Genomic DNA, 25,762 nt, shown 5'->3' on the forward strand with positions numbered 1-25,762 from the left:
CGGGTGCAGCCGGCCAGCGGCCGGCTCTACCAGATCCAAGCATCATCCCAGGTGGTGTAAGGCGGTAGTGCCGGCCGCTGGCCGGCAACCTCGGGATCGCGCACGGGTGCAGCCGGCCAGCGGCCGGCTCTACCTCACCTTGGGCTCAGCGCAGCGCCAGATCCACGGCGATGCCGGCGAACAGCGCGGCACCCACCCAGTTGTTGTGCAGGAACGCCTTGAAGCACGGGCCGCGCTCGCGGTTGCGGCAGATCCAGAACTCGTACACCACCAGCGCGGTGGCGACGGCCACGCCGGCCAGGTAGTACCCACCCAGCCCACCACGCACGCCGACCAGCGCCATGGTGGCCAGGAACAGCGCGTACAACACGCCCTGGATGACCAGGTCGAGGTCACCAAACAGGATCGCGGTGGAGTGCGAGCCCATCTTCAGGTCGTCCTCGCGGTCGACCATGGCGTACCAGGTGTCGTAGGCGGTGGACCACAGGATGTTGCCGGCATACAGCAGCCAGCCCAGCAGCGGCACCTCGCCCTGCACGGCGGCGAACGCCATCGGGATGCCCCAGCCGAACGACATGCCCAGGTAGACCTGCGGCAGATGGGTGTAGCGCTTCAGGTACGGGTAGCTGGCGGCCAGGAACACACCGATGAAGCTGAGGCCAATGGTCAGCCCGTTCAGGGTCAGCACCAGGCCGAACGCCACCAGCATCAGCACGGCGAACAACGCCAGCGCAGCGCGGCCACTGATCGCACCGGTGGCCAGCGGGCGCGCTTTGGTGCGCTCCACATGCGGGTCGAGCCAGCGGTCGGCATAGTCGTTGATGACGCAACCGGCCGAGCGGGTCAGCCACACGCCCGCGGTGAACACCAACAACGTCCAAAGCGGCGGCAGGCCGCCGGCGGCCAGCCACAGCGCCCACCAGGTGGGCCACAGCAGCAGCAGCGTGCCGATCGGGCGATCAGCGCGCATCAGACTCCAGTAATGCCGCCAACGCGGCGTCGCCGGCGACTGCGGCGAAGTGAGGGGGGTATCAGCCATGGCGATAGGATACTCCTGCCCTTCCGGCAGGGCTTTGCCCCCCGGGGGGAGATTTGTTCGGCGAAACTGGATAGAATGCCGGTCCCGCACCGCTTCATGGCGCTGCGATGCCCGCTCCGGCACTGGTCGGTGGCGCGGCGGTTCTACAACGCGCCCGTAGCTCAGCCGGATAGAGTAGTGGCTTCCGAAGCCATTGGTCGGGGGTTCGAATCCCTCCGGGCGCGCCATCTCCTTGTCGGCTTCGACCTGCCAATCACCGGGCAGATTCACCCGCGCATGTCCCCGTTCTCAGCTTATGAGTCCCGCAGGGCGCAGAATGTGGGTCTGCACTCCAGATCCATTTGGATTGAGTAGACTCGCTGCCATGGGTATCGCCTTGCCAGCACAGGACAGCCTCGGCGTCGGTCTCTATTCCTACGCCGATGCCGCGCGCTTCATCGGCGGCAGCTCGTCGGAACTGCGCCGGTGGCTGAAGGGCTACCAGGGCCGGAAGCACGGGAATCCGGAAGCCCATCCTCCCCTGTGGAAGTCGCAATGGGCCGATTCAGAGATCGACGGCATTGGCTTTCGCGATCTGATCGAGCTGCGCTTCGTCCGCACATTCGTCGCATGTGGTGTGCCACTCAACCTGGTGCGGCGAACCATTGTCGAGCTGAACGAGCGGCTCGGTAAGGAGTATCCCTTCACCAGCACCAGCTTCAAGACCGATGGGCGCCGCATTTTCATGGAGCTCGTGGGCGACAGCGGCGATGCCGCACTGGTGGATGTGGTGAAGCGCCAGGACGTGATGCGCAAGGTCATCGCACCTTCACTGCGTGACGGCATCGAACTGGGCATCGATGATCGTGCCGAACGATGGTTCCCACTGAAAGGCTCCCGCGCCGTGGTATTTGATCCACAGCGCAGTTTTGGTCAGCCCATCCTTTCCGAATCCGGCGTTCCTACCATCGCCATTGTCGAGGCGCTGCGCGCCGAAGGCGGCGACGAGCGTCGCGTGGCCAGGCTGTATGACCTGCCTCTGACCGCAGTGAAGAAAGCACTGCAGTTCGAGAATCGAGCCACGCCTTGAAGGCGCAGATCGATGAGAATCTTCCGCCCGCGCTGGCCCGGGCCATCGATGCCATTGCAGGAACGGACGAACACGAAGTCTTCCACGTAAGGGAGTTCGTGAAGCCTGGCACTACTGACCTGGAGCTCTTCGACGCGGCCACCCAGCGTGGCATCCGTGTACACGTTACCCAGGATCATCATCATCGCAAGCCCGCAGAGCGCGAGGCGATCGCACGCCTCGGCCTGACCGTATTCGTTCTGGCCAAGGGTTGGAGCACGTTCAACCACTACGAGCGCGCAGCGCGGCTTCTGGAGTGGTGGCCCAAGATGATGCAGCAGGCCGACCTCGTGCAACCTGGTGCAATGTTCCGCGTACCGCATGCCAGGGCGTCCGGGGGAAGGCTGACGCAGATCAAGGTTTCGCGGTAACCGCCTCGAGCGTCAACCCTCATCAGCCCTGAAACCATGCTGCGCACGCAGCGTTGGGTCGGTCTCGATCATGAACATATGGAACAGGTGTTCATGGTCCCGCGACCAGCTCCCCTGCAACAGACGCCACGACGTCACGTCCACGCGCGGCAGTTTCCGTTCCAGATAGTAGATACGGCTTCCATCGCCTGAGAAGTGTCCATCCAGCAGCTGCCAGCGCGCGCGATCCACCCCGGGCAGTGGCTTCCCGTCGCAGTAGACGTTGCTGCCGTCAACGGCGTACAGCGGGTCCTGCGGCACCCCCTGCAGCAGGTCGCCACGCCGACAATGCTTCATCCGCCGGCCGCAGTACCAGCCGCCATGGTCGTCGGCCCCGTAGCCGCCGCCAAGATCGCGGAATGTCGTGCAATCTGCCTCGGCCATCGCCTTCAGCGAGGTCTCGTGCTCGAAGTAGACGGCATGGTTATCCAGCCAGTACGCGCCACATTGACGAAAGCTGTCGCGGTCGATGGAGGTCTGCCGGGTCCAAGCATGGTAGACCGCGTGCACGTCGCGACCGATGAAGTAGTGCGCCGGAATGAACTCGAAGCTCGCTGCATCGGCCTTGCGCAGCAGCCGGCCCTGGTGGAACACCTGGCCCTCGTGGATACGCCAGAATTCGATGCCATACGGACCGATGAAACGCTGGTCCGGCAGGTTACTGATCTTCTGCCATGGCATGGGTTGGGCCTCCGCCGGTGTTGGGGCCATAGTGTAGGCAGTAGGAGAGGCAGCCGAGCGTGGGCTCGGCTCTACAAGAGCGGATCAGTATTTACCGTCGAACGCGAAGATCGGCTTGCGCTGCTTCCACGCACCAGCGGTGAAGTCCGGGAACTCGAGCGTCTGGAAGCTGTTGGCGATCGACTGCTCGCTCAGCGGCGTGATCGCACTCCAGGTCACTGCGTCGTAGATATCGATCGGCATCGGCGCCTTGGCCTTCAATGCTTCCACGAAGGCGTGGATGACGAACCAGTCCATGCCGCCGTGGCCGGCGCTGGCGGCGGTGTCGGCATTCTGCTTCCACAGCGGGTGCTCGTACTCGTCCTGGTACTTCTTGAACTCTTCCCACTGGTGCGGCGGGCTGCGGCCTTCGATGTGGATCGAATGGTTCACATCCATCCACAGGCCCTTGGTGCCCTGCACGCGGAAGCCCATGGAATATGGACGCGGCAGCGAGGTGTCGTGCTGCAGCAGGATGGTCTCGCCGTTCTCGCAGGCCAGCGTGGTGGTCACGATGTCGCCCAGCTTGAACTTCACCTTGGTGCTGGGATGGGTGGTGCCGCCACTCTTTGCCACGGTGTATTCGTGCAGGCCGCGCGCCTTGGTCGCGAATGCATTGATGTGGGTGAAGCGATTACCGCGGTTGATGCCGGTGTACATCGCGCACGGGCCGATGCCGTGGCTGGGGTAGAGCTCACCATTGCGCTCCACCGAATGCTCGGTGCGCCAGCGGGCTTCGCTCCAGCCCTTGGGACCGAACTCCACGCCGCTGTCGTAGGGCTGGTTCGGGTCGCCGGAATTGAATTTCACGCCGCGCAGGTCGTGCTGGTAGCCGGCCTGCAGGTGTACCAGTTCGCCGAACAGGCCCTGCCGCACCATCTGCAGGGCCGCCATCACGTCACGGCGGTAACAGACGTTCTCCAGCAGCATGTACGGGGTGCCGGTGCTCAGCTGAGTCTTCAGCACATCCCAGTGGTCCTGCAGGGTGATGCCGGCCACCACTTCGCAGCCCACGGCCACGCCGGCCTGCATCGCGGCAATCGCCATCGGTGCGTGGTACTCCCACGGCGTGGCGATGATCACGCCATCAATGCCCTTCTGCTCCAGCAGGCGTTTCCATGCGTTGATGTCGCGGTCCTGGCCGTAGGTCTTCGGCGCGGGCTTGCCCGCCTTGCTGACCATCTCCACGGCGCGGCCGAGCATGATCGGCTCGATATCACACAGGGCAACGACCTCGACGTCGTCGCGGCGCACCAGTTCCTTCAGCAGCACCAGGCCACGCATGCCGGTACCGATCATGGCCAGGCGCACCTTGCGCCCGCGTGCCCAGGCCGGGGTCTGCGGCAGCAGGCTGCTGGCGGCAACAGCGGCACTGGCCGCGATGAATTCCCTACGCTTCATGGCAAACATCTCTCCTCTTGGCAGCGTGCCGACCGAAGCCGGCACGCCAGGTCACGCAAACGGAATTACTTGAACCGGTAGCCGATGGTCACACTGTAACCACGACCGAAGATCGTTGCGTAGTCACTGGAGTCACCCAGGAAGCTGTTCGGGTCGTAGAACGGCAGGCGGTTGAACAGGTTCTTGACGGTGAAGCTCAGGTTCCACGCATCATCCGGGCGCCAGGTGACGCTCATGTTGGCGGTCCACCACGACGGTGCACCATCACACTTGCTCTTCTGCAGGGCCAGGTAGCCGCCGGTGCAGGTTTCCTTGTTGTTGCTCTTTTCGTCGACCTGGTCGGTGGCCCACTTGGTGCCGCCCACGTAGTTGACGAACATGCTGGTGGTCACCTGCTTGTAGGTCCAGTCGGCGTTGAGCGTGGCACGCAGGCGCGGGTTGTTGTAGTAGCCCACCACGTCGCCGTAGTACCAGCCGCTCGCTTCGTCCATGTAGAAGCGGTTGCGGTTGGCGATGGTGGCAGCCAGACCGATGTTCAGGTTGCCCCAGTCACCCAGCGAGAAGCGGCTGCGCGCATCGATGTCGAAGCCGTCGATCAGGGTCTTGCCGCGGTTCTTGTACTGACCCACCACGCTGGCCACGTTGCCGGCGGAGTAGCCCGGCAGTGCCGACGGGCAGTTCACACCGCTGGCCGGATCGGCACACATCGCCGCCAGCTGCGCCAGGTTGGCCCGGTCGCTGTCGGTGATCGGCGAACGCGACGAGGAGATGATGTCTTCCATGCGGCGGTAGTCCGGCGCGACGATTTCATTGTCGCGGTAGATGAACCAGTAGTCGGCCGACACCGACAGCCAGGTTGCCGGCTCGTAGACGAAGCCGAGGGTGGCGATCTTCGCCTTCTCCGGCTTCAGGTCCTTGTTCGGCTGGGTCATGCGTGCCACGGTGCGACTGCAATCGACGTTCAGCATGGTCTTGCCCAGATCGACATCGCCCGGCCGCTGCGACTTCAGCAGCAGGTTGGCAATGGCGTTGGTCTCGTTGCAGCGCAGCTCGTCACGGTAGCCGCCGAGCTGCGCGAACACGCCGCCGTTGCCGGATTCGGCCAGGCTCGGTGCACGGAAACCGGTCGAGTAGGTACCGCGCAGCATCAGCTGATCGAACGCCTGGTACTTGAAGCCGATCTTCGGCGCGACGTTGGCGCTGAAGTTCGGGTACTTGTCCACGCGTACCGCCGCGTCCAGTTCCAGCTTGTCGGTGATCGGCGCCACGGTCTCGGCGAACAGCGCGTAGGTGTTGCGCTTGCCGTCGAACCAGGAGCCGCCCTGCTGGGTGATCAGGCCGTTGGCCGCATCGGCGTTGCCCGGGGTATAGAAGGTCTCACGGCTGGCATTGAAGCCGAACGCGGCACGCATCTCACCAGCCGGCAGCTGGAACAACGGGCCTTCGATCTTGCCGTCCAGGGTGTGCAGGCGGGTCCACGACTGGATATCGAAGGTCGGGAACGCTTCACGGATCAAGGCAGCGTTGGCTTCACTGATCTCGCCGAACTTGTACGCCGGGTGGTCGGAGATGATCACGCGGCCGGTACCCGGATCGATCGTGTACGGACCGAAGGCCTTCTCGAAGCCCTTGGTGTTGACGTTGATCGTCTGATAGGTGGTGGAGTGGGTACCCGCACTGGCGAACGCGGTCTCCCAGTTCCAGTCACCCCTGCTACCGCGTGCACCGGCCAGCACGCGGTAGCTCTTGTCGGTGTTGCGCTGGCCGAAGTAGTTGGCGCCGGCATCCTGCAGCAGGTAGTTCAGGCCGACCACACCGCCCATCATCGCCTTCATCTGCGGGCTGGCGTGGTTGTACTCGTTGTTCGGGCCCAGGAACGGGTACAGGAACTGATTGACGTTGTTGCCGGTGTTGCGCGAGAACCAGCTGGTCGGGTTGCCGGTGGTGGTGCCGTAGGTGCGCGGCGTACCGCCGTTGGCGCGCAGGTCGATGTCGGTGTAGGTCGCCTCGGCGAAGATCTCGGTGCTGTCACCCACCAGGAACGTGCCGTTGAGGTAGGCGGTGTTGCGCTCGGACTTGGCGCCGGCATCGATCTCGTTGTTCATCCAGGTTTCCCAGACGCAACGCGGACCGGCCGCTTCACTGGTCAGCACGTTCTTGCAGCCCGGTGCCGCCTCCTGCACGCGGCGGCCGGTGACCGGATCGAAGGCGAAGTAGCTGCCCGGGTTGAACTCGCCCGGCTTGCTGCCCACGCCCAGGCGCAGGTCGTTGAGGTAGTTCGGCTTGTTGACGTAGTACTGGTCGGGCCGCTTGTCGTAGAAGTCGCTCAGCGGGATCGCGTCGCGGCGGTACATGTTCACCGCGCCGTAGATGTTGAAACGGTTCTCGGTCAGGTCACCGAAGCCGGCGGTGATGCTGGCCTGGCGCTCGCCGTAGGAGTCGATGCGCGAGGAGGTGTCGTTGGTGAAGCTGACTTCGGCACCCTGGAAGTTGCGCTTGGTGATCACGTTGATCACGCCGGCCACTGCGTCGGTGCCGTACACCGCCGAGGCGCCGTCGGTCAGCACTTCCATGCGCTCGATGGCCGCAGCCGGGATCGCATCGATGTTGACGAACTGGGTCTGGAAACCGGCCGGCGCACCGTAGTACGACAGGCGACGACCGTTCAGCAGCACCAGCGTGCCCTGTGCGCCGAGGCCACGCAGGTTGGCCTGCGAGGCACCATCGGAGCCGGTGAACAGCGAACGAGCGTCCTGCTGCGCCGGGCGAGCGGCCGGCAGGTTGTCGAGCACCTGCAGCAGCGTGCGCGCACCCATGTTCTGGATGTCCTGCTTGCTGATCACCTGCACCGGCGACGCGGTTTCAACGTCGGTGCGGCGGATGTTGGAGCCGGTGACCTCGATGCGGGCCAGGTCGGTGGCCTTGTCCTTGCTCTCCTGGGCGAAGGCAGGAACGGCGACCGACAACAGCACGCCGGCAATGGCCAGCGACAGCGGAGCGATCGAACGACAGGGGGGGCGGTGGTGGCGTGCGGGCAACATCGGGGTTCTCTCCTGGCAGGGGTGCGGCGCAAAAAGTGAGCGCGTGGGCGTTCGGCGGGCAAAACGCTCCCGGGCCACGGCCATGAGGGCCGTAGTCGGAATGGGCGGGGGGAGGAGCGGTGTTACGTAGGGGTCATGGGGCGACGATGCTGGCGGAGTCGCCCTCCTGGCCGATCAGCACGGCGTTGGCCCAGTTGGCACAGACCTGGGCGGGTTGGCTGCCCTGCGCACCCAGCGTGCGCAGGCTCAGGGTGGAAAGGCCACGGATGTCCAGCTCCGGCTTGACCACGCCGGGCGCCTTCACCAGGCCGCTGTCGTACAGCAGGCGGTTGTCACCCCAGACCTGGAACTGCAGGCCACCGGCAGTGCGGCAGGCGTCGTCGATGCCGAGGTCGGCGCGCAGCAGGTGCCAGCCTCCCCGCAGGCGCAGGTCGATGCGGCTGTTGGCGCCGACGCCCAGGCCACGACGGAACTGCAGGCCGTTCATGCGCATGCCGGCGTCGCCACGGAACGACTGGTCGGTGCGCACCTGGCTGGCCAGCGCGGCCGGCACCGGCAGCTCGGAGAGATAGCGCTGCCGGGCCGGTCGCTCCGGTTCCTGGTGTTCAAGAATGTGGAAGGTGGACAAGGCGATCGGGCCGACATCGCGCGGCTGCAATGCATCGAAGGCGCGGGCGGTGCCCTGTGCGGCGGTCACCATCGGGTCGGTGCTGCTGGCGCCGTCGCCTTCGGGGTTCTGCACGCTCAGCACGCGGAAACGCAGCAGGCGACCCGCGTGGGCCGGGAAGTCGATGCGCTGCACGCCTTCCTTCAGCTGCAGGCGGCCGCGGGCGATCGGCTCGCCCCACTCGCCATTGCTGTCGCCGAGGTAGACCTCGTAGTCGCGTACCTGGCCGTGCTTCCAGTTCTTATCGTTGCGCGGCGCGATGTCGATGCCGTCGATCATCCTGCGCTCGCCGAAGCCGATCACCCACTCGTGCGCACCGGTGCGCACGGCCTGGTTGCGCACGCTGCGGAACCAGGTGGCCGGATCGTCATCAAAGGCGTTCTCCAGCGCGTGGCCGGGCTCTTCGGCCGGGCGGTTGACCACCAGCAGGCTGTCAGCCGGCAGTTCGCGGCCCAGCACCGGCGCGGCCGGATAGGCATCGTCGGCGGCCGCGGCAGCCACCGCGAAGTCCAGCTGCAACTGCAACGGCTGGCGGATGTCCTGGGCGGCGGTGCGCACATGCACGGTGCCACGACGCTCCTTGGCATCGAAGTACCAGCCTTCACTGGCGTTGTTGAACGCAGCGGCATCGGCCAGCGCCGGCAGCGCGCGACCACCGGCCTGCACCGCGCGCGGCGCCTGGCGGCTGAGCACGCGCAGGCCATAGCGACGCTGCGCCAGCTGGCCGTTGTACTGGCCCTGCACGGCATCAATCTGCACCTGCACCGGGCCACTGCCCTGCGCCGGCGCCTGCACGCGGATCTGCTGCGTGCTCGATTCGCCCTGCTGGTAGCGGCGGGTGTTGCCGTCGTCTTCGTACAGCGTGTACTGCGAATCGCCCTGCGGGTACAGGTCGAACGTCACTTCATCCAGCGGCTTCTCGCCATCGAACAGCATCGACGGGTACATCGGCAGGATCGCACCGGCACGCACGAACACCGGCAGCGTGGCCAGGTCCACCTGGCGGTCGAGCTGGCGGCCATCGGCGGCGGCCTGCACGCGGCGGCCGTCCCAGTAGTCGATCCAGCCGCCGGCCGGCAGATGGATGTCGCGGCGCCAGCCACGGCTGGCGGCCTGGCTGCGGTACACCGGCGCCACCAGCAGGTCGCGGCCGAGCAGGAACTGGTACTTGTAGGTTTCATCCTGCGCATGCGGGTCGCGCGGGTTGTCCCACATCAGGCCACGCACCGGCGGTGCACCGGTCTGCGCGGCCTCGTGCACCAGCCCGTACATGTAGGGGGTCAGGCGCATCTTCAACTTCAGGTAATCGCGGTTGATGCTGCGGTAGGGCTCGTCGTACCACCACGGGTGCTTGCGCGCGTTCGACGACCAGCCGCTCATGCCCATCAGCACCGGGGTGAAGGCCTTCCACTGCAGGTCGCGGGTGAAGGTCTCGGCGCTGCCGCCGAAGATCGCATCGACGTCGCCGCTGGCGTAGGCCATGCCGGACAGGCCCGAACCGACCAGCGTCGGTACGTGCCAGCGGATGTAATCCCAGCTGCTGCTCTGGTCGCCGGTCCATGCCACGGCATAGCGCTGGATGCCGGCCCAGCCCATCACCGTCCACAGGAACGGGCGCGAATCGGAATTGTCGAGGATGCCGTTGAATGCCTGGCGGTTGGCGTCCATCGCGAACTGGTAGCCCTTGCCGGTCCAGGCCACATCCAGCTTCTGCACGCGGCTGCCGGCCTTGCCCACTTCCCAGGCGATCTTGTCGACGCCGTTCTCGGTCCACAGACCGGTGCGGAAACCGTACTTGGCCAAGCCCTTCACCGTTTCCGGCAACTGCTTGTAACCGCAGCCGTAACCATCATTGGGCAGGATCCAGCCACCGGGCATGTCGTGGGCGCGGTACTGCTTGGCCACGCTGTCGATCACATCCGGGGTGGTGCCGGTAGGGCCGTCGCTCCAGCCTTCGGGCACGGTGCCGGGCTTCTTGCTGTTGTCGCCGTCGTTGTAGCAATCGGCATCGCCGTAGGACAGCGCCCAGCGCGCCACCATGTTCGGGCGGCCGGTCAGCTGGGTATAGCGCTCGATCAGTTTCGGCAGGTCGGCGCCGACGAAGTAGTACGCATCGAAGCGGTCTTCGCGGTGCAGCAGCGTGGCCTGGTCAGCCTCGCGCAGGTCGTAGCTGCCATCGCTCCACGTGTTGCGCAGCATGCCCCAGCCGCGGCTGCTCAGCAGCATCGGTGCCGGGCTGGGGCGGTCGCCCTCTTCCCAGCCGCCGGAATAGGACACTTCCAGCTCGCGGCCCTTGAACTGGTAACGGCCATTCTGCTGGCCACCACCGTAGTAGCCTTCATCGGCCTGCGAGGACAGCACCTGCACGCTCTGCGTGGCATCCAGGTCCAGCGGCTGCAGTTCCTGCCACAGCGTGGTGGGCTGACCGTTGTCCAAGCGCTCCAGGCGCAGGCGCAGCGGTTGCCGCTGCACATGCAGCACCAGCGCATCGGTGCGTACGCGGATTTCCTGCGCGTCTTCTTCCAGCTGCGCCTGCACGTTCGCCTTGGGCTGCGGCAGCACGATCGGCGCGGCCTTGTCGCCTGCACCGGTGAGCTTGCCGTTGCGGCCGGCCTGCACGCGGATGATGTCGGTGGCCGGCAGTTCGATGCGGATGCGCGCGCCCTTGTCGGTCTGCAGATCCCAGCCCTGCACGCCGTCGCGGCTGGCGCTGGCGCTGACCGAACGCAGGTTGCCGACGGGCTCGGCCCGGGCCGGCATGGACGCCAGCATCAATGCCGGCAACAGGGCCAGCATCAGCGGCGAGCGACGAACGCAGATTTCCACGCGGACTCCCAACCCGTTCACCGGGCGTTTCGAAAGCGATTGGGCCGACTCTAGGGCAGCGATTCGAAAGATGTCAACAAATTGAAAGGAAAAAGGAAGATATATTCCATTGAAACGAAAGTTGTTGCGCCGCAACACTTTGTGTAAGCGCTTGCAGGCGCCTGTTAAGTATTGTGCGATACGGCATTCGGCTCGTTCTTTCGTTTTTCGGAGCACTCCACGGCGGGAAAAGTCACCCCCCTATTTTCTTTCTTTTTACTTTCGCTATTTGACATTTCGAAAGAAAACACAGATGGTGCGCTGGCCCAACTGGAACCTCCGAATGGACGTCACCCTGCTTTCCGATGTGTCCGCCTGGCAGCGCCTTGGCGGAGCCGATACCGCTACCGAAATCGCCCAGCAGCCTGCGCTGTGGGAAGCCCTCGCGCAGGACCTGTCGCGTGCCCGCGACCGCCTGCAGGCCTTCCTTGGCGACAGCCTCAACGATCCCAACCAGCGCGTGCTGTTCACCGGCGCCGGCAGCTCCGGCTTCATCGCCGAAATGGTGGCCGATGCCATCAACGCGCAATGGCAGGCCGATGTGCGCGTGGTGCACACCACCAGCCTGCTGACCCACCCGGCGCTGTACCTGCAGCGCGACCGCCCGACCCTGCTGGTCTCGTTCGGCCGCAGCGGCTCCAGCCCGGAAAGCGTGGCAGCGGTGGACCGCGTGCGCAGCGACGTGGATGACGCGCGCTTCCTCGACATCACCTGCAATGCCGATGGCGAACTGGCCCGTCGTGGCGCCGGCCGGGCCGATACCTGCACCCTGCTGATGCCGTCGGCCAGCTGCGACCGTGCCTTCGCCATGACCAGCAGCCTGACCTGCATGCTGCTGGCCGCACTGACCGTGTTCGATCGTTCGCCGTGGGATGCGCGCGTGGCGCGCCTGAAGCAGATCGCCGCGCTGGCCCGCGAAGGCCAGGCACAGTGGGATGCACCGGTGGCCGCGCTGGCACAGCGCCCGTTCAACCGCATCATCTACCTCGGCAGCGGCCCGCTGGAAGCGCTGGCACGCGAGTGTGCGCTGAAGGTGCTGGAACTGACCGCCGGCCGCGTGCTGGCGCTGGCCAATACGCCGCTGGGCTTCCGCCACGGCCCGAAGTCGACGCTGGACGGCAACACCCTGGTGGTGGTGCTGCGCAGCGTGCAGCCGTTGGCGCGCCGCTACGAACAGGACCTGCTGGAAGAACTGCGCCGCGATGGCGTGGCCGGCCAGGTACTGGCGATCGGCCCGCATTCGGACATCGGCGCCGACGACGAGTACACCCTCACCGTACCGGCACTGGATGATCCCTGGCTGGCACCGGTGTGGCTGGGCTTCGCGCAGCTGTTCGCGCTGCAGCGCTCGGCTGCGCTGGGCCTGACCCCGGACAACCCGTTCCCGGACGGCACCGTCAACCGCGTGGTCAAGGGCGTCACCATCCACCATGGCTGAGCTGATCGCCCACGCCTGCTACGGCATCGACATCGGCGGCACCAAGATCGAGCTGGTGGCGTGCGATGCGGCGATGCAGGTCACCTGGCGCCGCCGCGTGGCCACGCCGCAGGGCGACTACGACGGTTTCCTGCAGGCGGTGGTGACCCTGGTCGCCGAGGCCGATGCCGCGCTGGGCCGCAGTGATGCGGCGATCGGCATCGCCCTGCCCGGCGTGCGCGACCGCCGCAGCGGCCGCCAGCTCAGCGCGAACGTGCCGGCGTTGACCGGCCACAGCGTGGCGGCCGACCTGCAGGCGCGCCTGCAGCGGCCGCTGCATTTCGGTAACGACCTGCAGTGTTTTGCCCTGTCGGAAGCACACGGCGGTGCCGCCGACGGCTATCCCAGCATGTTCGGCGCCATCCTCGGCACAGGCGCGGGTGGTGGCTTCTGCCTGCACGGCCGCCTGCTGTCCGGTTTCAACGGGCTGGCCGGCGAATGGGGCCACTGGAGCGTGCCCGGTCATCTGCTGCAGCGCCACGGCCTGTCGCTGATCGACTGCGCCTGCGGCCTGCAGGGCTGCGTGGAGCGCTATGTGTCCGGCAGTGGCGTGGCGATGATCGAGCGTCACCTCGGTGGCAGCGCCGCCGACGCCAGCGCGGTGATCGCGCTGGCCGAAGCCGGCGATGCGCGCGCGCGCAAGGCGCTGGACATCCATCGCGACCTGCTCGGCCACAGCCTGGCGGCGCTGGTGCTGGCGCTGGACCCGCACGTGATCGTGCTCGGCGGCGGCCTTTCGCAGTACGCGCCGCTGTACGAGCACCTGCCCGCCGCCATCGCCGCCCATCTGTTCAAGGGTGTGCAGGTGCCACCGATCGTGCCGCCACGCTTCGGCGATGCCGGTGGCGCACGTGGTGCTGCCCTGCTCGCCTGCCAACCCTCGTTTTCCTGATGTCCGGAGCCTGACCATGTCCCCGTTGCAGACCCTGCTTGCCTCCCACCGCGCCGGTGCCAACGTCGGCCTGTACAGCGTCTGCTGCAGCAACGAGCAGGTGCTGCGCGCGGCCATGCACGTGGCGCTGGCACACGGCACCGTGCTGCTGATCGAGGCCACCTCCAACCAGGTCGACCAGTTCGGCGGCTACACCGGCATGACCCCGCCGCAGTACCGCGATTACGTGGGCACGCTGGCCGATGAGGAAGGCTTCCCACGAGAACGGCTGATCCTGGGCGGTGACCACCTCGGCCCGAATGCCTGGCAGAAGCGCCCGGCCGCCGAAGCGATGACCCACGCGCGCGTGCTGATCGAGGCCTACGTCGCCGCCGGCTTCCACAAGATCCACCTGGACTGCAGCATGTCCTGCGCCGATGACCCGGTGCCGCTGCCCGATGCCATCGTCGCCGCGCGTTCGGCCGAGCTGGCCGAGATCGCCGAGCGCACCGCCGCCGAGCACGGCCTGCCGCCGCCGGTCTACGTGATCGGTACCGAAGTGCCGATTCCCGGTGGCGAAGCCTCGCTGGCCGAAGGCCTGCAGGTAACCACGCCGGCCGCCGCCGCGCAGACCCTGGCCATCCACCAGCAGGCGTTCGACACGCCGCAGCTGCGCGACGCGTGGCAGCGCGTGATCGCGATGGTGGTGCAGCCGGGCGTGGACTTCGACCACAGCAGCGTGCACGAGTACGATGCCGCAGCCGCCAGCACGCTGGCCGGCTTCCTCGAACAGCAGCCGCGCATCGTGTTCGAAGCGCATTCCACCGACTACCAGCGCGAAAGCGGCCTACATGCACTGGTGCGCGATCACTTCGCCATCCTGAAGGTCGGCCCGGCGGCGACTTTCGCCTATCGCGAAGCGCTGTTCGCGCTGGCCGCGATCGAGGCCGAGCTGCTGCCGGCCGCACAGTGCTCGCGCCTGCCGCAGGTGCTGGACGAGGTGATGGTGGCGCAGCCGAAGTACTGGCAGTCCTATTACCAGGGCGATGAGGCGGCGCTGCGCCTGCTGCGCAGTTACTCCTTCAGCGACCGCTGCCGCTACTACTGGGGCGAGCCGGCGCTGGTGCAGGCGGTGCAGACTCTGTTCGCCAACCTGGAGCAGCATGCGCCGCCGCTGGTGCTGCTCAGCCAGTACCTGCCGGAGCAGTACCGCGCCGTGCGCGAGGGCCGCCTGGCCAACACGCCCACCGCACTGGTGCAGCACCGTATCGGCCTGTGCCTGGGCGAATACGCCCGCGCCTGCAGCGCCAACCAGGCCGGCCCCCGCACGCAGAACGCGGGCTCGGCTGCCGGCGTTGCTGCGAACGGCTAATCTCTACCTTTTCCCGCGAAACCGAGAATGGCCATGCGCAACACCCGCTCCCGCCGGCAACAGATCCTGCAGCTGCTGATCGAGCACGGCTCGGTGCAGGTGGCCGATCTGGTCGAGCGCTTCGGCGTGTCGGCGGTGACCATCCGTGCCGACCTGACCCACTTCGAGTCGCAGGGCCTGGCCAACCGTACCCATGGCGGCGCCACGCTCGTTCGTACGCCGCCGCAGGAACAGGACATCCACGAGAAAGACGCGCTGAACCTGCCGCTGAAGGAATCGATCGGTGCGCGCGCTGCGCGCCTGGTGCAGCCCGGCGACAACATCATCATCGACTCCGGCTCGACCACGATGACCCTGGCCCGCCACCTGCGCGCGCATCGAGACGTGACGGTGATGACCAACGGCCTGAACATCGCCTGGGAACTGGCCAATGCCGCAGGCATCACCGTACTGCTGACCGGTGGGCTGCTGCGCCAGCAGTCGCTGTCGCTGCAGGGCAGCCAGGCCGAGGCCAGCCTCAATTCGTACAGCTTCGACACCCTGTTCCTGGGTGTGGACGGCCTGGACCTGCAGTTCGGCCTGACCACCCACGACGAGGCCGAAGCCCGCCTCAACCACCGCATGGTCGAGCGTGCGCGCCGCATCGTGGTGCTGACCGACGCCTCCAAGTTCGGCCGCGTCAGCCTGCACCGCATCGCCCTGCTGGATCAGATCCACGCCATCATCACCGACGCCGGTATTGACGACGCAACCCGTGAGGGGCTGCAGCGGCTGGGCATCGAAGTGATCATCGCCGAGCCCACCGCATGACCGACACCCGCGCCCTGCATGGCCGCATCCTCACCCCGCTGGGTTGGCGGCGTGGCCACGTCCACTTCAATTCACACGTACGCCAGCTGCTGGTGGACGACCACAGCGGCGCTGACGACCTGCAGCTGCCGGTGATCCTGCCCGGCTTCATCGACCTGCATGTGCATGGCGCGGCCGGCGTGGACCTGATGCAGGGCGGCGACGTGGCGCGAACCATCGCCCGCACCCATCTGCGCTTCGGTACCACCACGTTGCTGGCGACCACCATGACCGCCGGGCTGGACGAGATCGAGCACGCGCTGCAGGGCGTGGCCGCCACCATGGCGGCACCCGATGCCGACGCCGCCAGCATCGTCGGTGTGCATCTGGAAGGACCGTTCATCAGCCCGCAGCGTCTGGGTGCGCAGCCCAACCGCACGATCGAGGCGACGCTGGCCCTGGTGCAGCAGCTGCATGCGCTGGCACCGATCCGGGTAATGACGCTGGCCCCGGAAATCGGTGAGCACACCGCGCTGATTCCCGCGCTCTCGGCGATGGGCATCCGCGTGCAGCTAGGTCACAGCGCCGGTACCTACGAGGAAGGCGTGGCCGCGCTGCAGGCCGGCGCCTCCGGCTTCACCCACCTGTTCAACGGCATGACCGGCGTCGATCACTATCGCCCGGGCATTGCAGCGGCGGCGTTGGCACATGCGCAGTACGCCGAGATCATTCCCGACCTGCAGCACATCCACCCCGGCGTGATCCGGCTGGCCGCGCGCGCGATTCCGCGCCTGTACGCGGTGACCGACGCCACTGCCGCCACCGGCATGCCCGACGGCGAGTACGCGTTGGGCGAGCAGCGCGTGCACAAGTGTGGCGGCTGCGTGCGCCTCGCTACCGGTTCGCTGGCGGGCAGCGCACTGACCATGGACCAGGCACTGCGCAATCTGGTGCGCGTCGGCCTGGAGCTGGCCGATGCCTCGCAACGTGTTTCCACCTTCCCGGCGGACTACCTGGGCCTGGACGATCGCGGCCGCATCGCGCCCGACGCCCGCGCCGACCTGGTGGTGCTGGACGCCGAACTGCGCCTGCAGCAGGTGGTGGTTGGTGGGCGCGTGGTCGATTTGAACGCAACACCAGCCTGACGCACCGCGCCTTTGTAGAGTCGAGCGCTGCTCGACTGACCGCGTATGACGCGGCAGAGCAGCCGAGCATGGCTCGGCTCTACATGAAGCGCGCAAGCGCAATGCCTCAGCCACGCACCATCCCCGTTATTCCAGGAATACGCCGATGACCGCAGCCGCCGCACCTGCCGTACCCGTTTCCACCGCCCCGCGTTGGCCCGTACGCTACCTGCTCTTCATCGGCGGCCTCGGTGGCCTGCTGTACGGCATCGACATCGGCATCATCGCCGGTGCCCTGCCCTATCTTGAAGCGACCGCCAGTCACGCCTGGCAGCTCAGCAGCCAGCAACTCGGTTTTGTCGTGGCTGCGGTGCTGCTCGGCAGCGTGTTGTCCTCGCTGTTCGCCGGCATGGTCGCCGACCTGATCGGCCGCCGCGGTGCGATGCTGCTGGCAGGGCTGCTGTTCACCGCCTCAATCCCGATCATGGCACTGGCCTCCGGCTACACGCCCCTGCTGCTCGGCCGGCTGCTGCAGGGCATCAGTGGCGGCCTGATCGGCGTGGTGATTCCGCTGTACCTGGCCGAAGTGCTCAGCCCCGAGCGACGCGGGCGCGGCGCGGCCATGTTCCAGCTGCTGCTGACCGTTGGCCTGGTGCTGGCTGCCCTGATCGGCCTCTACCACGCCCACGCCGTGGATGCCGCCGCCGAAGCCGTGCGCTCACTGCCGGTGGCGCAGCAGGCGCAGGAGCTGTTTGCGGTGAAGGACCACGCCTGGCGCACCATCTTCTGGACCTGCCTGGCGCCGGGCCTGCTGTTCTGCGCCGGCATCTTCTGGTTGTCCGAATCGCCGCGCTGGCTGGTGCGTCGCGGCCGCATCGATGTCGCGCGCCGCAGCCTGCAGCGCGTGCTGCCCGCTTCGGAGGTGGAGCCGACGCTTGCACAGATCCAGGCACCGGAATCGAGCAGCGGCAGCGGCAAGCGCGACCCGCTGCTCAGCCGCCGCTACGTGGTGCCGTTCCTGCTCGCCTGCGTGGTGCTGGCCTGCACCCAGGCCACCGGCATCAACTCGGTGCTGGCCTACGCGGTGAACATTCTCAACCAGGCCGGCCTGTCCGGCTCGGTAGCCAATGGTGCCGATGTGGCGATCAAGCTGCTCAATGCGGTAATGACCGTGGTCGCGCTGCTGCTGGTTGACCGCAAGGGCCGCAAGTTCCTGCTGATGCTCGGCAGTGGTGGCATCTGCGTGGCCCTGCTGGCGGCGGCCACGCTGTTCTTCCAGGCCGAACGCGGTCGCACCGACGTGCAGCCGCAGCTGCAGGCGGCGGTCAGCGGCGATGGCCTGCAGCTGGTACTGGATGATGCGCAGTGGCAGCGCTTGGGCGCTGGCATCGACAGCGAAGGCCGGCCGCTGCAGCTGACCGTGTCGTATGCCTACGGCGACTTCACCAATGTGCGCGCCCTGCGCAGCGACAACCTGACCGACCGCGAGCTGCGCATCGAGCGTGCCGGCACCGTGCAGCCGGACAGCGTGATCGGCGCGTTCTTCCGCAAACTGCACCTGAACCCGTTCGCCGATCCGGCCAAGGCCGCGCAGGCACCGCTGCGCATCGAGCAGGCACGCATCGGCCCGGTGCCGCCACCGGCACACGGCTGGGCAGTGGCCGCCTGCATCCTGGTGTTCGTCGCGTTCTTCGCGGTCGGCCCCGGCGTATGCGTGTGGCTGGCGCTGTCGGAGCTGATGCCGAACCGCATCCGCTCCAATGGCATGAGCATCGCGCTGCTGATCAACCAATTCGTGTCGACCACCATCGCCGCGATCTTCCTGCCCACCGTGGGCCACTACGGCTACGCCAGCATGTTCGTGTTCTGGGCGGCGTGCACCTTCGTGTTCTTCCTGGTAGCCGCGTTCTGGCTGCCCGAGACCAAGGGCAAGTCGCTGGAAGAAATCGAAGCACGGTTCGCCCGGTAGCGGTCGACCTGGGTCGACCTCCGCGCGCAGCGCGGGTTCATGGCGCGCCCGTCATTCGCCAGTGATGTGCTTCGCCAGCTCCCGCGCTTCGGCAACGCTGGACAACCCGCTCAGCATCATTGATTCGCCGAACGGCCCCTGCACCGTCGCCACCATCAGCACGCGGCCATCCACGCTGAGCGCCGCGCGCTGGCCCACCAGGGCCGCGGTGCCATCGTGGATGCGTTGATGTGCCTCCGGCCGATAGCGGATCTGCAGGCCCGGCTGCTTGCCTTCATCCAGCACATAGCGCACATCGGCAATATCCGCGCTGCCGGCAATCGGCGGCTCGCGCAGCGCCAGGGTCTCGCCCTGCCACTGCACGGGCGTGCCCTTGCCGGTTGCATCGACCGCGCTCAGGCGCACATCCACGCCGGGGCGTGGTGCATGATTCTTGCCTGCCAACGCACCGGGCATGGCGCCCGGCATGCATCCGGCCAAGCTCAATACCATGCCCAGCAATAGGGGAAGCGCAGCCCTCACTTCAGCTTCCGCAGCTTGAACGCCACCAGCACCTGCAACAGCCCGTACAGCAGGCTGCCGATGCCGATCCACAGCGTGGTCACCGCAACCCCGGCATACGGGTTGGCCGCGAACAGCACGCCCAGCACCACCGCCAGCACGCCACTGAGGATCAGCAGCCACTCGCCCTGGATCTGCTTGCGCACGCGGATCGCGAACACGATGCGATAGATGCCGGCCACCAGCAGCCACGCTGCCAGGAACAGCACCAGCACGCTGGCGGTGGCCAGCGGATTGATCACCGCCAGGATGCCGAAACCCAGCGAGGCGATGGCATACAGCGCCAGCCAGCCACGCGAGGCACCGCTGCCGCCGCTGACCAGTGCGAACAGGCTGATGACACCTTCAACGATGGCCATCACACCCAGCGTCCATGCCAATGCCATGGCTGCAGACAGCGGCCAGCCGATGGCGACGATGCCAAAGCCCAGCGCAACCAGCCCATACAGCAGGAGGATCCACCAGCTGCGCCCAACCGCCGACAACAAGGGAGACAAGGGGGAATTCATGGCCACTCCTTCGATCCGGAACCGGGCTCATCCTAGCCCCTGGTGATGAAGAGGGCGATCACGGCGCCCGCGCGCAGACCCATACCCGCACCTCGTCCGCTCCCACCCACCGCAGCGTCTCCGCAACCTCCATCACCGTGCTGCCGGTGGTCATCACATCGTCCACCACGGTCAGTCGCGGCGGCACCGGACCACGTACATCGAACGCATCGAACAGGTTTTCCCTGCGCTGTTCGGCCGTACGCTCGGACTGCGGCGCGGTATGCCGCCGCCGGTACAGCCCTTGCCAGACCGGCATCGGCAGCAACCGGCATAGCTCGCCCGCCTGGTTGTAGCCGCGCTGGCGCAACCGGCGATTGTGCAGCGGAACCGGCACCAGTGGCGGACACCACCAGGGCGGCGGCGCGCGCTGCATCAACTGCGCGAGCAGGCGACCGGCGGCGAGATCCTGATGGAACTTGTAGCGCACCAGCAGCTGGTCGACCGGTGGCAGGTACAGCAGGCTGGCATGGGTAGCGGCCTGCGGTGGCGCTTCCTCGCGGCAGCTGCCGCAGACGATCAGGGCGTTGTCGGGCAGCGGCAATGCACAGCGCAGGCAGGCGCGGCCGGCCCACGGCAGGTCGGCAAGGCAGGCGCGGCACAGGTCAAGATCATCGTGGCCCGGGTCGCCGCAGACCAGACACCGCAGTGGCAGGAGCACGCGAAGCAGCACTGCGGGCCAATCCGCCGGTAGAGGGAGGTAGGCAAGAGGCATACCCCAACCTGCCCGCGCAGCGATGCCGGAACCATCACCGGCAACCACGCCGGACGGTCAGGAAAGCGGACGCAGTGCTGTCGGCCGTCTCATCGGGTCAGTCACGCAGGGATGCCCGCCAGGCCACCAGGGCGGCGGCGGCGCGCTGGGTCCTGCGCTCATCCGGATTGACGCCCATCTCATTGCGCGCCATGCCGGCAAGGGCCGCACACAGTTCCTGTTCGCCTGCACCGCGCAGCAGCTGGGACTCGATGCGATCTGCGTAGGCGGCGTACTCGCCACGGCAGTCCGGATTGGCCTGGATGCCTATTGGATCCCATACATAGTGCAGGACTTCATCCACCGCTCGGCCCAGTGCACCGCGCCTGCGGTGTGCCGCCTGGCGGACCTCCTTCCAGTGTGGCGTGTTGTGCAGTGCCTCGAACGGCATCGGCACCGGCGACAACAGGTAGGAGATGCCGTCTTCGTCCTGCTTGACATGCCAGACGCCAACACCGACATCCGCCATGTGCTCGGACAGCGGGAAAACGAAGGCGGGCAGCCACAACAGCTCGATGCGGCCATCTCCCTGCCAGCCCAGCGCGGTGAACATCCCGGCTGCGATCTCCCGGTAGGCCTGCGCGGCAGGTTCGCCGACCAGTTGCCCCGGATCCAGCATGAACACCCGGTTGTCGATGTACTCGACCACGCTGCCATGGAACTCGCGCAAGCGCTCGGGCGGGTAATCGATGACCTGTTCAGGGGCGATGGTGTAACTCACTTCGTGAAATCCTTTCCGCTGGAAGGCGAGTGTGGCACGACGGCGGGCATCATCAACACCTCCGCCAGCCCGCGATAGATGGGCACCCGGCACACCAGCCCGGACACGCCACGTGCGATCAGCACCGTGGCCAGGATCGGCAGCAGCAGATCGCCGCTGTCGGTCAGCTCCAGCGAGATCACCGCGGAGGTCAGCGGTGCCTGGGTGACGCCGGTCAGATAGGCACACATGCCCAGCAGCACGAACGCACGCGGATCCACACCCGGCATCAGCACCGCCAGGTTGTGGCCGAGGCCGGCACCGACCGCCAGCGCCGGCGAGAACAGGCCGCCGGGGATGCCCGCCACGTAGGACGCCAGATTCGCCAGCAGCTTCATCAGACCGAATTCATGGCCCACCATCGCCTGCCCCTGCACCAGGCTGCGCGCCTGCTCGTAGCCGGTGCCGAACGCGCCTTCGCCGAACGTCAACGCCAGCGCCACCACCACCAGGCCGCAGCCTGCAGCCAGCAGCACGGGATGCCGCTGCCGCAGCTGGCCCAGCCAACGCGGGCGGCCCGCCGCACTGGCCAGCACCGCGCGCGCGAACAATCCACCCAGCAACCCGGCCACTACGCCGCACAGCAGGATCGCCAGCCAGCCCTGGCCGAGCGGCAGCCGCGCGCTCACATGACCGAAGTAGGTGTAGTTGCCCAGCAGGCCCAGCGATACCACGCCGCCGACGATCACCGCGGTCAGCAAGGTGCCTGAGAAACGATGTTCGAAGCGGCCGCTGAGCTCTTCGATGGCGAAGACGATACCCGCCAGCGGTGTGTTGAACGCCGCCGCAATGCCGGCAGCACCACCGGCCAGCAGGAAGTGCGAGAGCTCGCGCGGGTCCTTGAAGCCGAACCAGCGGCCGAACAGGTACATCAGGCTGGCGCCCACATGCACCGTCGGGCCCTCGCGCCCGACCGACGCGCCGCCAAGCAGCGACAACGAGGTCAGCAGCAGCTTGCCCGCCGAGACCGCAGGCGAAAGATTGACCTTCCGGAACGGCTCATCGGGCTTGTCCAACGCAGCGATGACCTGCGGAATGCCGCTGCCCCGCGTGGGTTTCAGCACACCGGAAGTGAGCCAGGCCAGCAGCGCGAAGATGCCCGGCGTGAGCAGCAGGGCCCACCACGGCGAGTGCGAGGTGATGCGCTGGAACAGATGGAAGGCCGCGTCACTGGCCTTGGCGAACAGGATGGCCACCAGCGCCACGGCCACGGCGCCGCCCCAGAGCGCGGCACGGCGACGCCAGGCCTCGCTGAGAACCAGCGCGGTGATGCGGCCGCGGAGGCGATGGAGATCGGTCATGGGGCAAAGTCTGCGCGCCGGCGCTTTGGTTGGGCAGCGGCCACTGTGGCCGAAGGCCTTGCAGGATGTGGTGAATACGCTCACGCACCGGGAACCGCATGCTTTGGCAGCAATGGCACGCCGCCCCACATGCGTGAAGGCCGGCCGATTCCTGCCGGGTTCGTCCAACGCGCCTCGTGGAGGTAGCATTGCAGCCGCTGCCCTCTGGGGAGGGGTGCAGCTCCGCCGGCAACGAAAGGCCGCCACCGCTCGTCATCGCGGTAGCGCTTGCCAGCACCTGCGTGCCGACATCTGCGTGAATTGCTTCGTTCTCGACATCCTCAATGACAATGGAGTGTGAGATGAATGCCTACGACCCGCTGGATCACATCATCCATCTTCGTGATGGCACGCTGCAGGAATCAGACCTTCGCCGGATTGTCGGTCGCGCGCTGCAGGCCAGGTCACCTTCCGGAATCGTCATCCATGTACATGGCGGCCGCGTTTCGCAGAAGCGAGGACGGCGCATCGCAGAAGCCCTGCATGGCCCCTATGTGCGGGCACAGGCCTACCCCTTGTTCTTCGTCTGGGAAACGGGTGACATCGAAGCTCCGTTGAACAACCTGGGCGAAATCCTGGGTGCAGTACTCGCCAAACTTCTCTTCAGGAAAGTCCACGACAAGATCCTGGAAAAGCTAGGAGACGGGCAGGTTCTCACGCCCGGCATGAAGATCCTCAATGCCGCGCCACCCGACGAGGAGAGCCTTTCGGCAGATCTCGCGCAGGAATTCGCTGATGATCCCGAGGTGAACCAGGCCATTGCCGAGGCCCGTGAGGATTACAGGGAGGCGACGCTGGCGCCCGCCAACAAGATGCTGGCACCCGAACCGCCAGCCGAACACGCGGCCATCGTCAACGAGCGCACGGCCAGGGAACTGTTTGGCACTCCGTCACCCAACAAGGCCATGGCATTGAACTGGATCGCGCTGGCCATCAAGGTGGCCAGACTGGTGATACGCGTATGGCAACGCCAGCACAATGGCCTGGGGCGTCCAGGTGCCGTCTCCGCCGTGATCGTGGAAGAAGTACTGCGAGAGTTCTATCTCGATGACGTGGGGCGCATCGGCTGGTGGAATCCCATGAAGAAGGATGCACAGGATTCATTCGACGGCCCGGCATCGGGTGGCGTCAGATTCCTGCGCGAGCTGCACAGGCAGTTGCAGTCCGAAGCCTCTGTTCCCCGCATCACGCTCGTCGGCCACAGCGCCGGCAGCATCTTCCTGTGTGAGCTGTTGGACCAGGCGGCGCAGATCCTTCCGGATCTGAAGTTCGACCTTATTCTCGAAGCGCCTGCGGTGACGTGTCGTCGGTTCGCGCGTGCCATCTCGAAGCACGAGGACCGAATCGGGAGGTTCCGGCAATTGGCGATGAAGGATGCCGACGAAGCCAACGAGCGCTCACTGTTCTTTCCCGGTTCGCTGCTCTACATCGTGTCCAACATCTTCGAAGATGCTGCCGATGAGCCTCTGCTCGGCATGGAGCGCTTCTTCACCCGGGAGAACGTCTATCGCAACTCTGCGGCGTGGGCAGACATCTCGGCCTGCCAGGCGTTCTTCGCCCGGAAGGGAAAAGGCGCGGTGAGCTGGTGGACCCTTGATGACCTCAATGCCGACCAGCGCGAAGGTTGGGGCCACGGCTACTTCGATGACGGTCCCTTCATCCTCGGCAAGGTGACCGCGCTGATCAGCGAAACACCGCACACGCCTTGATGCCGATCACTTTTCGCGCTCGACGACAGAAGCAACGCTCCGGGCGGGATCGCCCGGAGTGCAAACACTGTAAACCATGTGAACACGCGTATTGTTGACAGCCTGCGCACGCCCACCCACACTGCCGCCCTCGCTCCACTCGTACCCAAGGTCCCGCCATGGCTGCTGCCATCCGCCACGACTGGCAACACGACGAACTGCAGGCGCTGTTCGATCTGCCGTTCCCCGAGCTGCTGTTCCGCGCCGCAGCGGTCCACCGCGAGCACTTCGACCCATCGCAGGTGCAGGTCTCCACGTTGCTGTCGGTGAAGACCGGCGGCTGCCCGGAAGACTGCGCGTACTGCCCGCAGGCGCAGCGCTACAGCACCGGGGTGAACGCGCAGAAGCTGATGGAGACCGATGCGGTGCTGGCCAAGGCACGCCAGGCCAAGGCCGCCGGTGCGTCGCGCTTCTGCATGGGTGCCGCGTGGCGTTCGCCGAAGGACCGCGACATTCCGAAGGTGGCGGCAATGATCGCCGGGGTGAAGGCACTGGGCCTGGAGACCTGCGCCACGCTGGGCATGCTCAGTGGCGAACAGGCACGTGCGCTGAAGGACGCCGGCCTGGACTACTACAACCACAACCTCGACACCGCGCCGGACTACTACGATTCGATCATCCACACGCGCCAGTACCAGGACCGCCTGGATACGCTGGAGCACGTGCGCGATGCCGGTCTGAAGACCTGCTGCGGCGGCATTGTCGGCATGGGCGAGACGCGCGCGCAGCGTGTCGGCCTGCTGCTGGCACTGGCCACGTTGCCGGCGCATCCCGATTCGGTGCCGATCAACAAGCTGGTGCAGGTGGCCGGCACGCCGCTGCATGGCAGTGCCGAGCTGGATCCGTTCGAGTTCGTGCGCATGATCGCGGTGGCTCGCATCGCCATGCCGCGCTCGATGGTGCGGCTGTCGGCCGGGCGCGAGGCGATGAACGATGAGCTGCAGGCGCTGTGCTTCCTGGCCGGTGCCAATTCGATCTTCTATGGCGACAAGCTGCTGACCACCGGCAACCCGGAAAGCGAACGCGACCTGGCCTTGTTCGCGCGGCTGGGACTGCAGCCGATGGCGGTGCAGGTGGATGCCGAGGGCCACGACCACGGCGGCACCGTGCACGCCGATATCAGCGCCGATGCACCCGGCTGTGGCTGCGCTCACGCGGCCTGAGACGGGCCGCAAGCAGGCGTCGCGGCAACGCGCTA

The 25,762-nt window shown here is 66.6% G+C and carries 20 protein-coding genes and 1 tRNA gene; 11 read left to right on the forward strand and 10 right to left on the reverse strand.

The window, feature by feature from the left end; all coding sequences use genetic code 11:
• Positions 1–145: 145 nt before the first annotated feature.
• Positions 146–1,039: a 4-hydroxybenzoate octaprenyltransferase gene (gene ubiA / locus AC5O77_RS04280; RefSeq protein ID WP_494506510.1), complete on the reverse strand. Its 894-nt coding sequence runs from the start codon at positions 1,037–1,039 to the stop codon at positions 146–148.
• Positions 1,040–1,189: 150 nt separating this feature from the next.
• Here ubiA and AC5O77_RS04285 point away from each other — a divergent pair.
• From AC5O77_RS04285 to AC5O77_RS04295, 3 genes are all read left to right on the forward strand, one after another.
• Positions 1,190–1,266, forward strand: a tRNA-Arg gene (locus AC5O77_RS04285).
• A 137-nt stretch (positions 1,267–1,403) separates the two neighbouring features.
• Positions 1,404–2,108: a DUF433 domain-containing protein gene (locus AC5O77_RS04290; RefSeq protein WP_494506511.1), complete on the forward strand. Its 705-nt coding sequence runs from the start codon at positions 1,404–1,406 to the stop codon at positions 2,106–2,108.
• Complete coding sequence (locus AC5O77_RS04295; protein ID WP_032127087.1) at positions 2,105–2,518, forward strand: DUF5615 family PIN-like protein; 414 nt, start codon at positions 2,105–2,107, stop codon at positions 2,516–2,518. The genes AC5O77_RS04290 and AC5O77_RS04295 overlap by 4 nt, the downstream gene beginning before the upstream one ends.
• 12 nt (positions 2,519–2,530) lie before the next feature.
• Here AC5O77_RS04295 and AC5O77_RS04300 read toward each other — a convergent pair whose 3' ends face one another.
• The 4 genes from AC5O77_RS04300 to AC5O77_RS04315 all read right to left on the reverse strand — a co-directional run bounded on the left by AC5O77_RS04300 (position 2,531) and on the right by AC5O77_RS04315 (position 11,212).
• Positions 2,531–3,238, reverse strand: a complete 708-nt coding sequence (locus AC5O77_RS04300) for a DKNYY domain-containing protein (RefSeq protein ID WP_494506512.1) — start codon at positions 3,236–3,238, stop codon at positions 2,531–2,533.
• Between the two features lie 84 nt (positions 3,239–3,322).
• The gene (locus AC5O77_RS04305) at positions 3,323–4,678 is read right to left on the reverse strand and encodes a Gfo/Idh/MocA family protein (protein WP_494506513.1); all 1,356 of its coding nucleotides are present in this window, start codon (positions 4,676–4,678) and stop codon (positions 3,323–3,325) included.
• A 65-nt stretch (positions 4,679–4,743) separates the two neighbouring features.
• The gene (locus tag AC5O77_RS04310; RefSeq protein WP_494506514.1) at positions 4,744–7,719 is read right to left on the reverse strand and encodes a TonB-dependent receptor domain-containing protein; all 2,976 of its coding nucleotides are present in this window, start codon (positions 7,717–7,719) and stop codon (positions 4,744–4,746) included.
• A gap of 133 nt (positions 7,720–7,852) precedes the next feature.
• Complete coding sequence (locus tag AC5O77_RS04315; RefSeq protein WP_494506515.1) at positions 7,853–11,212, reverse strand: TIM-barrel domain-containing protein; 3,360 nt, start codon at positions 11,210–11,212, stop codon at positions 7,853–7,855.
• 322 nt (positions 11,213–11,534) lie between these two features.
• Between AC5O77_RS04315 and AC5O77_RS04320 the strand changes: the two genes are divergently transcribed.
• The 6 genes from AC5O77_RS04320 (at position 11,535) to AC5O77_RS04345 (ending at position 18,853) form a co-directional block, all read left to right on the forward strand.
• Positions 11,535–12,689 carry an SIS domain-containing protein gene (locus AC5O77_RS04320; RefSeq protein WP_329893935.1) on the forward strand — a complete coding sequence of 385 codons (1,155 nt, stop codon included), beginning with the start codon at positions 11,535–11,537 and terminating at the stop codon, positions 12,687–12,689.
• On the forward strand, positions 12,682–13,620 hold the full coding sequence (locus tag AC5O77_RS04325; protein WP_317216971.1) for an ROK family protein: 939 nt from the start codon (positions 12,682–12,684) through the stop codon (positions 13,618–13,620). Before AC5O77_RS04320 ends, AC5O77_RS04325 begins: the two co-directional genes overlap by 8 nt.
• A gap of 16 nt (positions 13,621–13,636) precedes the next feature.
• Positions 13,637–14,971: a D-tagatose-bisphosphate aldolase, class II, non-catalytic subunit gene (locus AC5O77_RS04330; RefSeq protein WP_478058517.1), complete on the forward strand. Its 1,335-nt coding sequence runs from the start codon at positions 13,637–13,639 to the stop codon at positions 14,969–14,971.
• A gap of 33 nt (positions 14,972–15,004) precedes the next feature.
• Positions 15,005–15,781 carry a DeoR family transcriptional regulator gene (locus AC5O77_RS04335; protein WP_014038836.1) on the forward strand — a complete coding sequence of 259 codons (777 nt, stop codon included), beginning with the start codon at positions 15,005–15,007 and terminating at the stop codon, positions 15,779–15,781.
• Positions 15,778–16,905, forward strand: a complete 1,128-nt coding sequence (nagA, locus tag AC5O77_RS04340) for an N-acetylglucosamine-6-phosphate deacetylase (RefSeq protein ID WP_478058519.1) — start codon at positions 15,778–15,780, stop codon at positions 16,903–16,905. Before AC5O77_RS04335 ends, nagA begins: the two co-directional genes overlap by 4 nt.
• 145 nt (positions 16,906–17,050) lie before the next feature.
• On the forward strand, positions 17,051–18,853 hold the full coding sequence (locus tag AC5O77_RS04345; RefSeq protein WP_494506516.1) for an MFS transporter: 1,803 nt from the start codon (positions 17,051–17,053) through the stop codon (positions 18,851–18,853).
• Positions 18,854–18,904: 51 nt separating this feature from the next.
• Here AC5O77_RS04345 and AC5O77_RS04350 read toward each other — a convergent pair whose 3' ends face one another.
• The 5 genes from AC5O77_RS04350 to AC5O77_RS04370 form a co-directional block, all read right to left on the reverse strand.
• Complete coding sequence (locus tag AC5O77_RS04350) at positions 18,905–19,375, reverse strand: SecDF P1 head subdomain-containing protein (RefSeq protein ID WP_346485369.1); 471 nt, start codon at positions 19,373–19,375, stop codon at positions 18,905–18,907.
• On the reverse strand, positions 19,372–19,923 hold the full coding sequence (locus AC5O77_RS04355; protein ID WP_049461697.1) for an HdeD family acid-resistance protein: 552 nt from the start codon (positions 19,921–19,923) through the stop codon (positions 19,372–19,374). The genes AC5O77_RS04350 and AC5O77_RS04355 overlap by 4 nt, the downstream gene beginning before the upstream one ends.
• Positions 19,924–19,981: 58 nt before the next feature.
• A complete protein-coding gene (locus tag AC5O77_RS04360) occupies positions 19,982–20,677 on the reverse strand; it encodes a ComFC family protein (RefSeq protein ID WP_125895467.1) in 696 nt (231 codons plus the stop codon).
• 97 nt (positions 20,678–20,774) lie between these two features.
• Positions 20,775–21,437: a hypothetical protein gene (locus AC5O77_RS04365; RefSeq protein ID WP_049422587.1), complete on the reverse strand. Its 663-nt coding sequence runs from the start codon at positions 21,435–21,437 to the stop codon at positions 20,775–20,777.
• Complete coding sequence (locus AC5O77_RS04370) at positions 21,434–22,777, reverse strand: chloride channel protein (protein WP_478058524.1); 1,344 nt, start codon at positions 22,775–22,777, stop codon at positions 21,434–21,436. The genes AC5O77_RS04365 and AC5O77_RS04370 overlap by 4 nt, the downstream gene beginning before the upstream one ends.
• A gap of 341 nt (positions 22,778–23,118) precedes the next feature.
• Between AC5O77_RS04370 and AC5O77_RS04375 the strand changes: the two genes are divergently transcribed.
• Together AC5O77_RS04375 and bioB are read left to right on the forward strand one after the other, a co-directional pair.
• Positions 23,119–24,525 carry a hypothetical protein gene (locus tag AC5O77_RS04375; protein ID WP_494506517.1) on the forward strand — a complete coding sequence of 469 codons (1,407 nt, stop codon included), beginning with the start codon at positions 23,119–23,121 and terminating at the stop codon, positions 24,523–24,525.
• A gap of 158 nt (positions 24,526–24,683) precedes the next feature.
• Positions 24,684–25,727, forward strand: coding sequence for a biotin synthase BioB (bioB, locus tag AC5O77_RS04380; protein ID WP_049400859.1), 1,044 nt, complete (start codon positions 24,684–24,686; stop codon positions 25,725–25,727).
• Positions 25,728–25,762 lie beyond the last annotated feature (35 nt).

It is taken from the genome of Stenotrophomonas sp. INTA L402-1 (genome assembly GCF_059295135.1).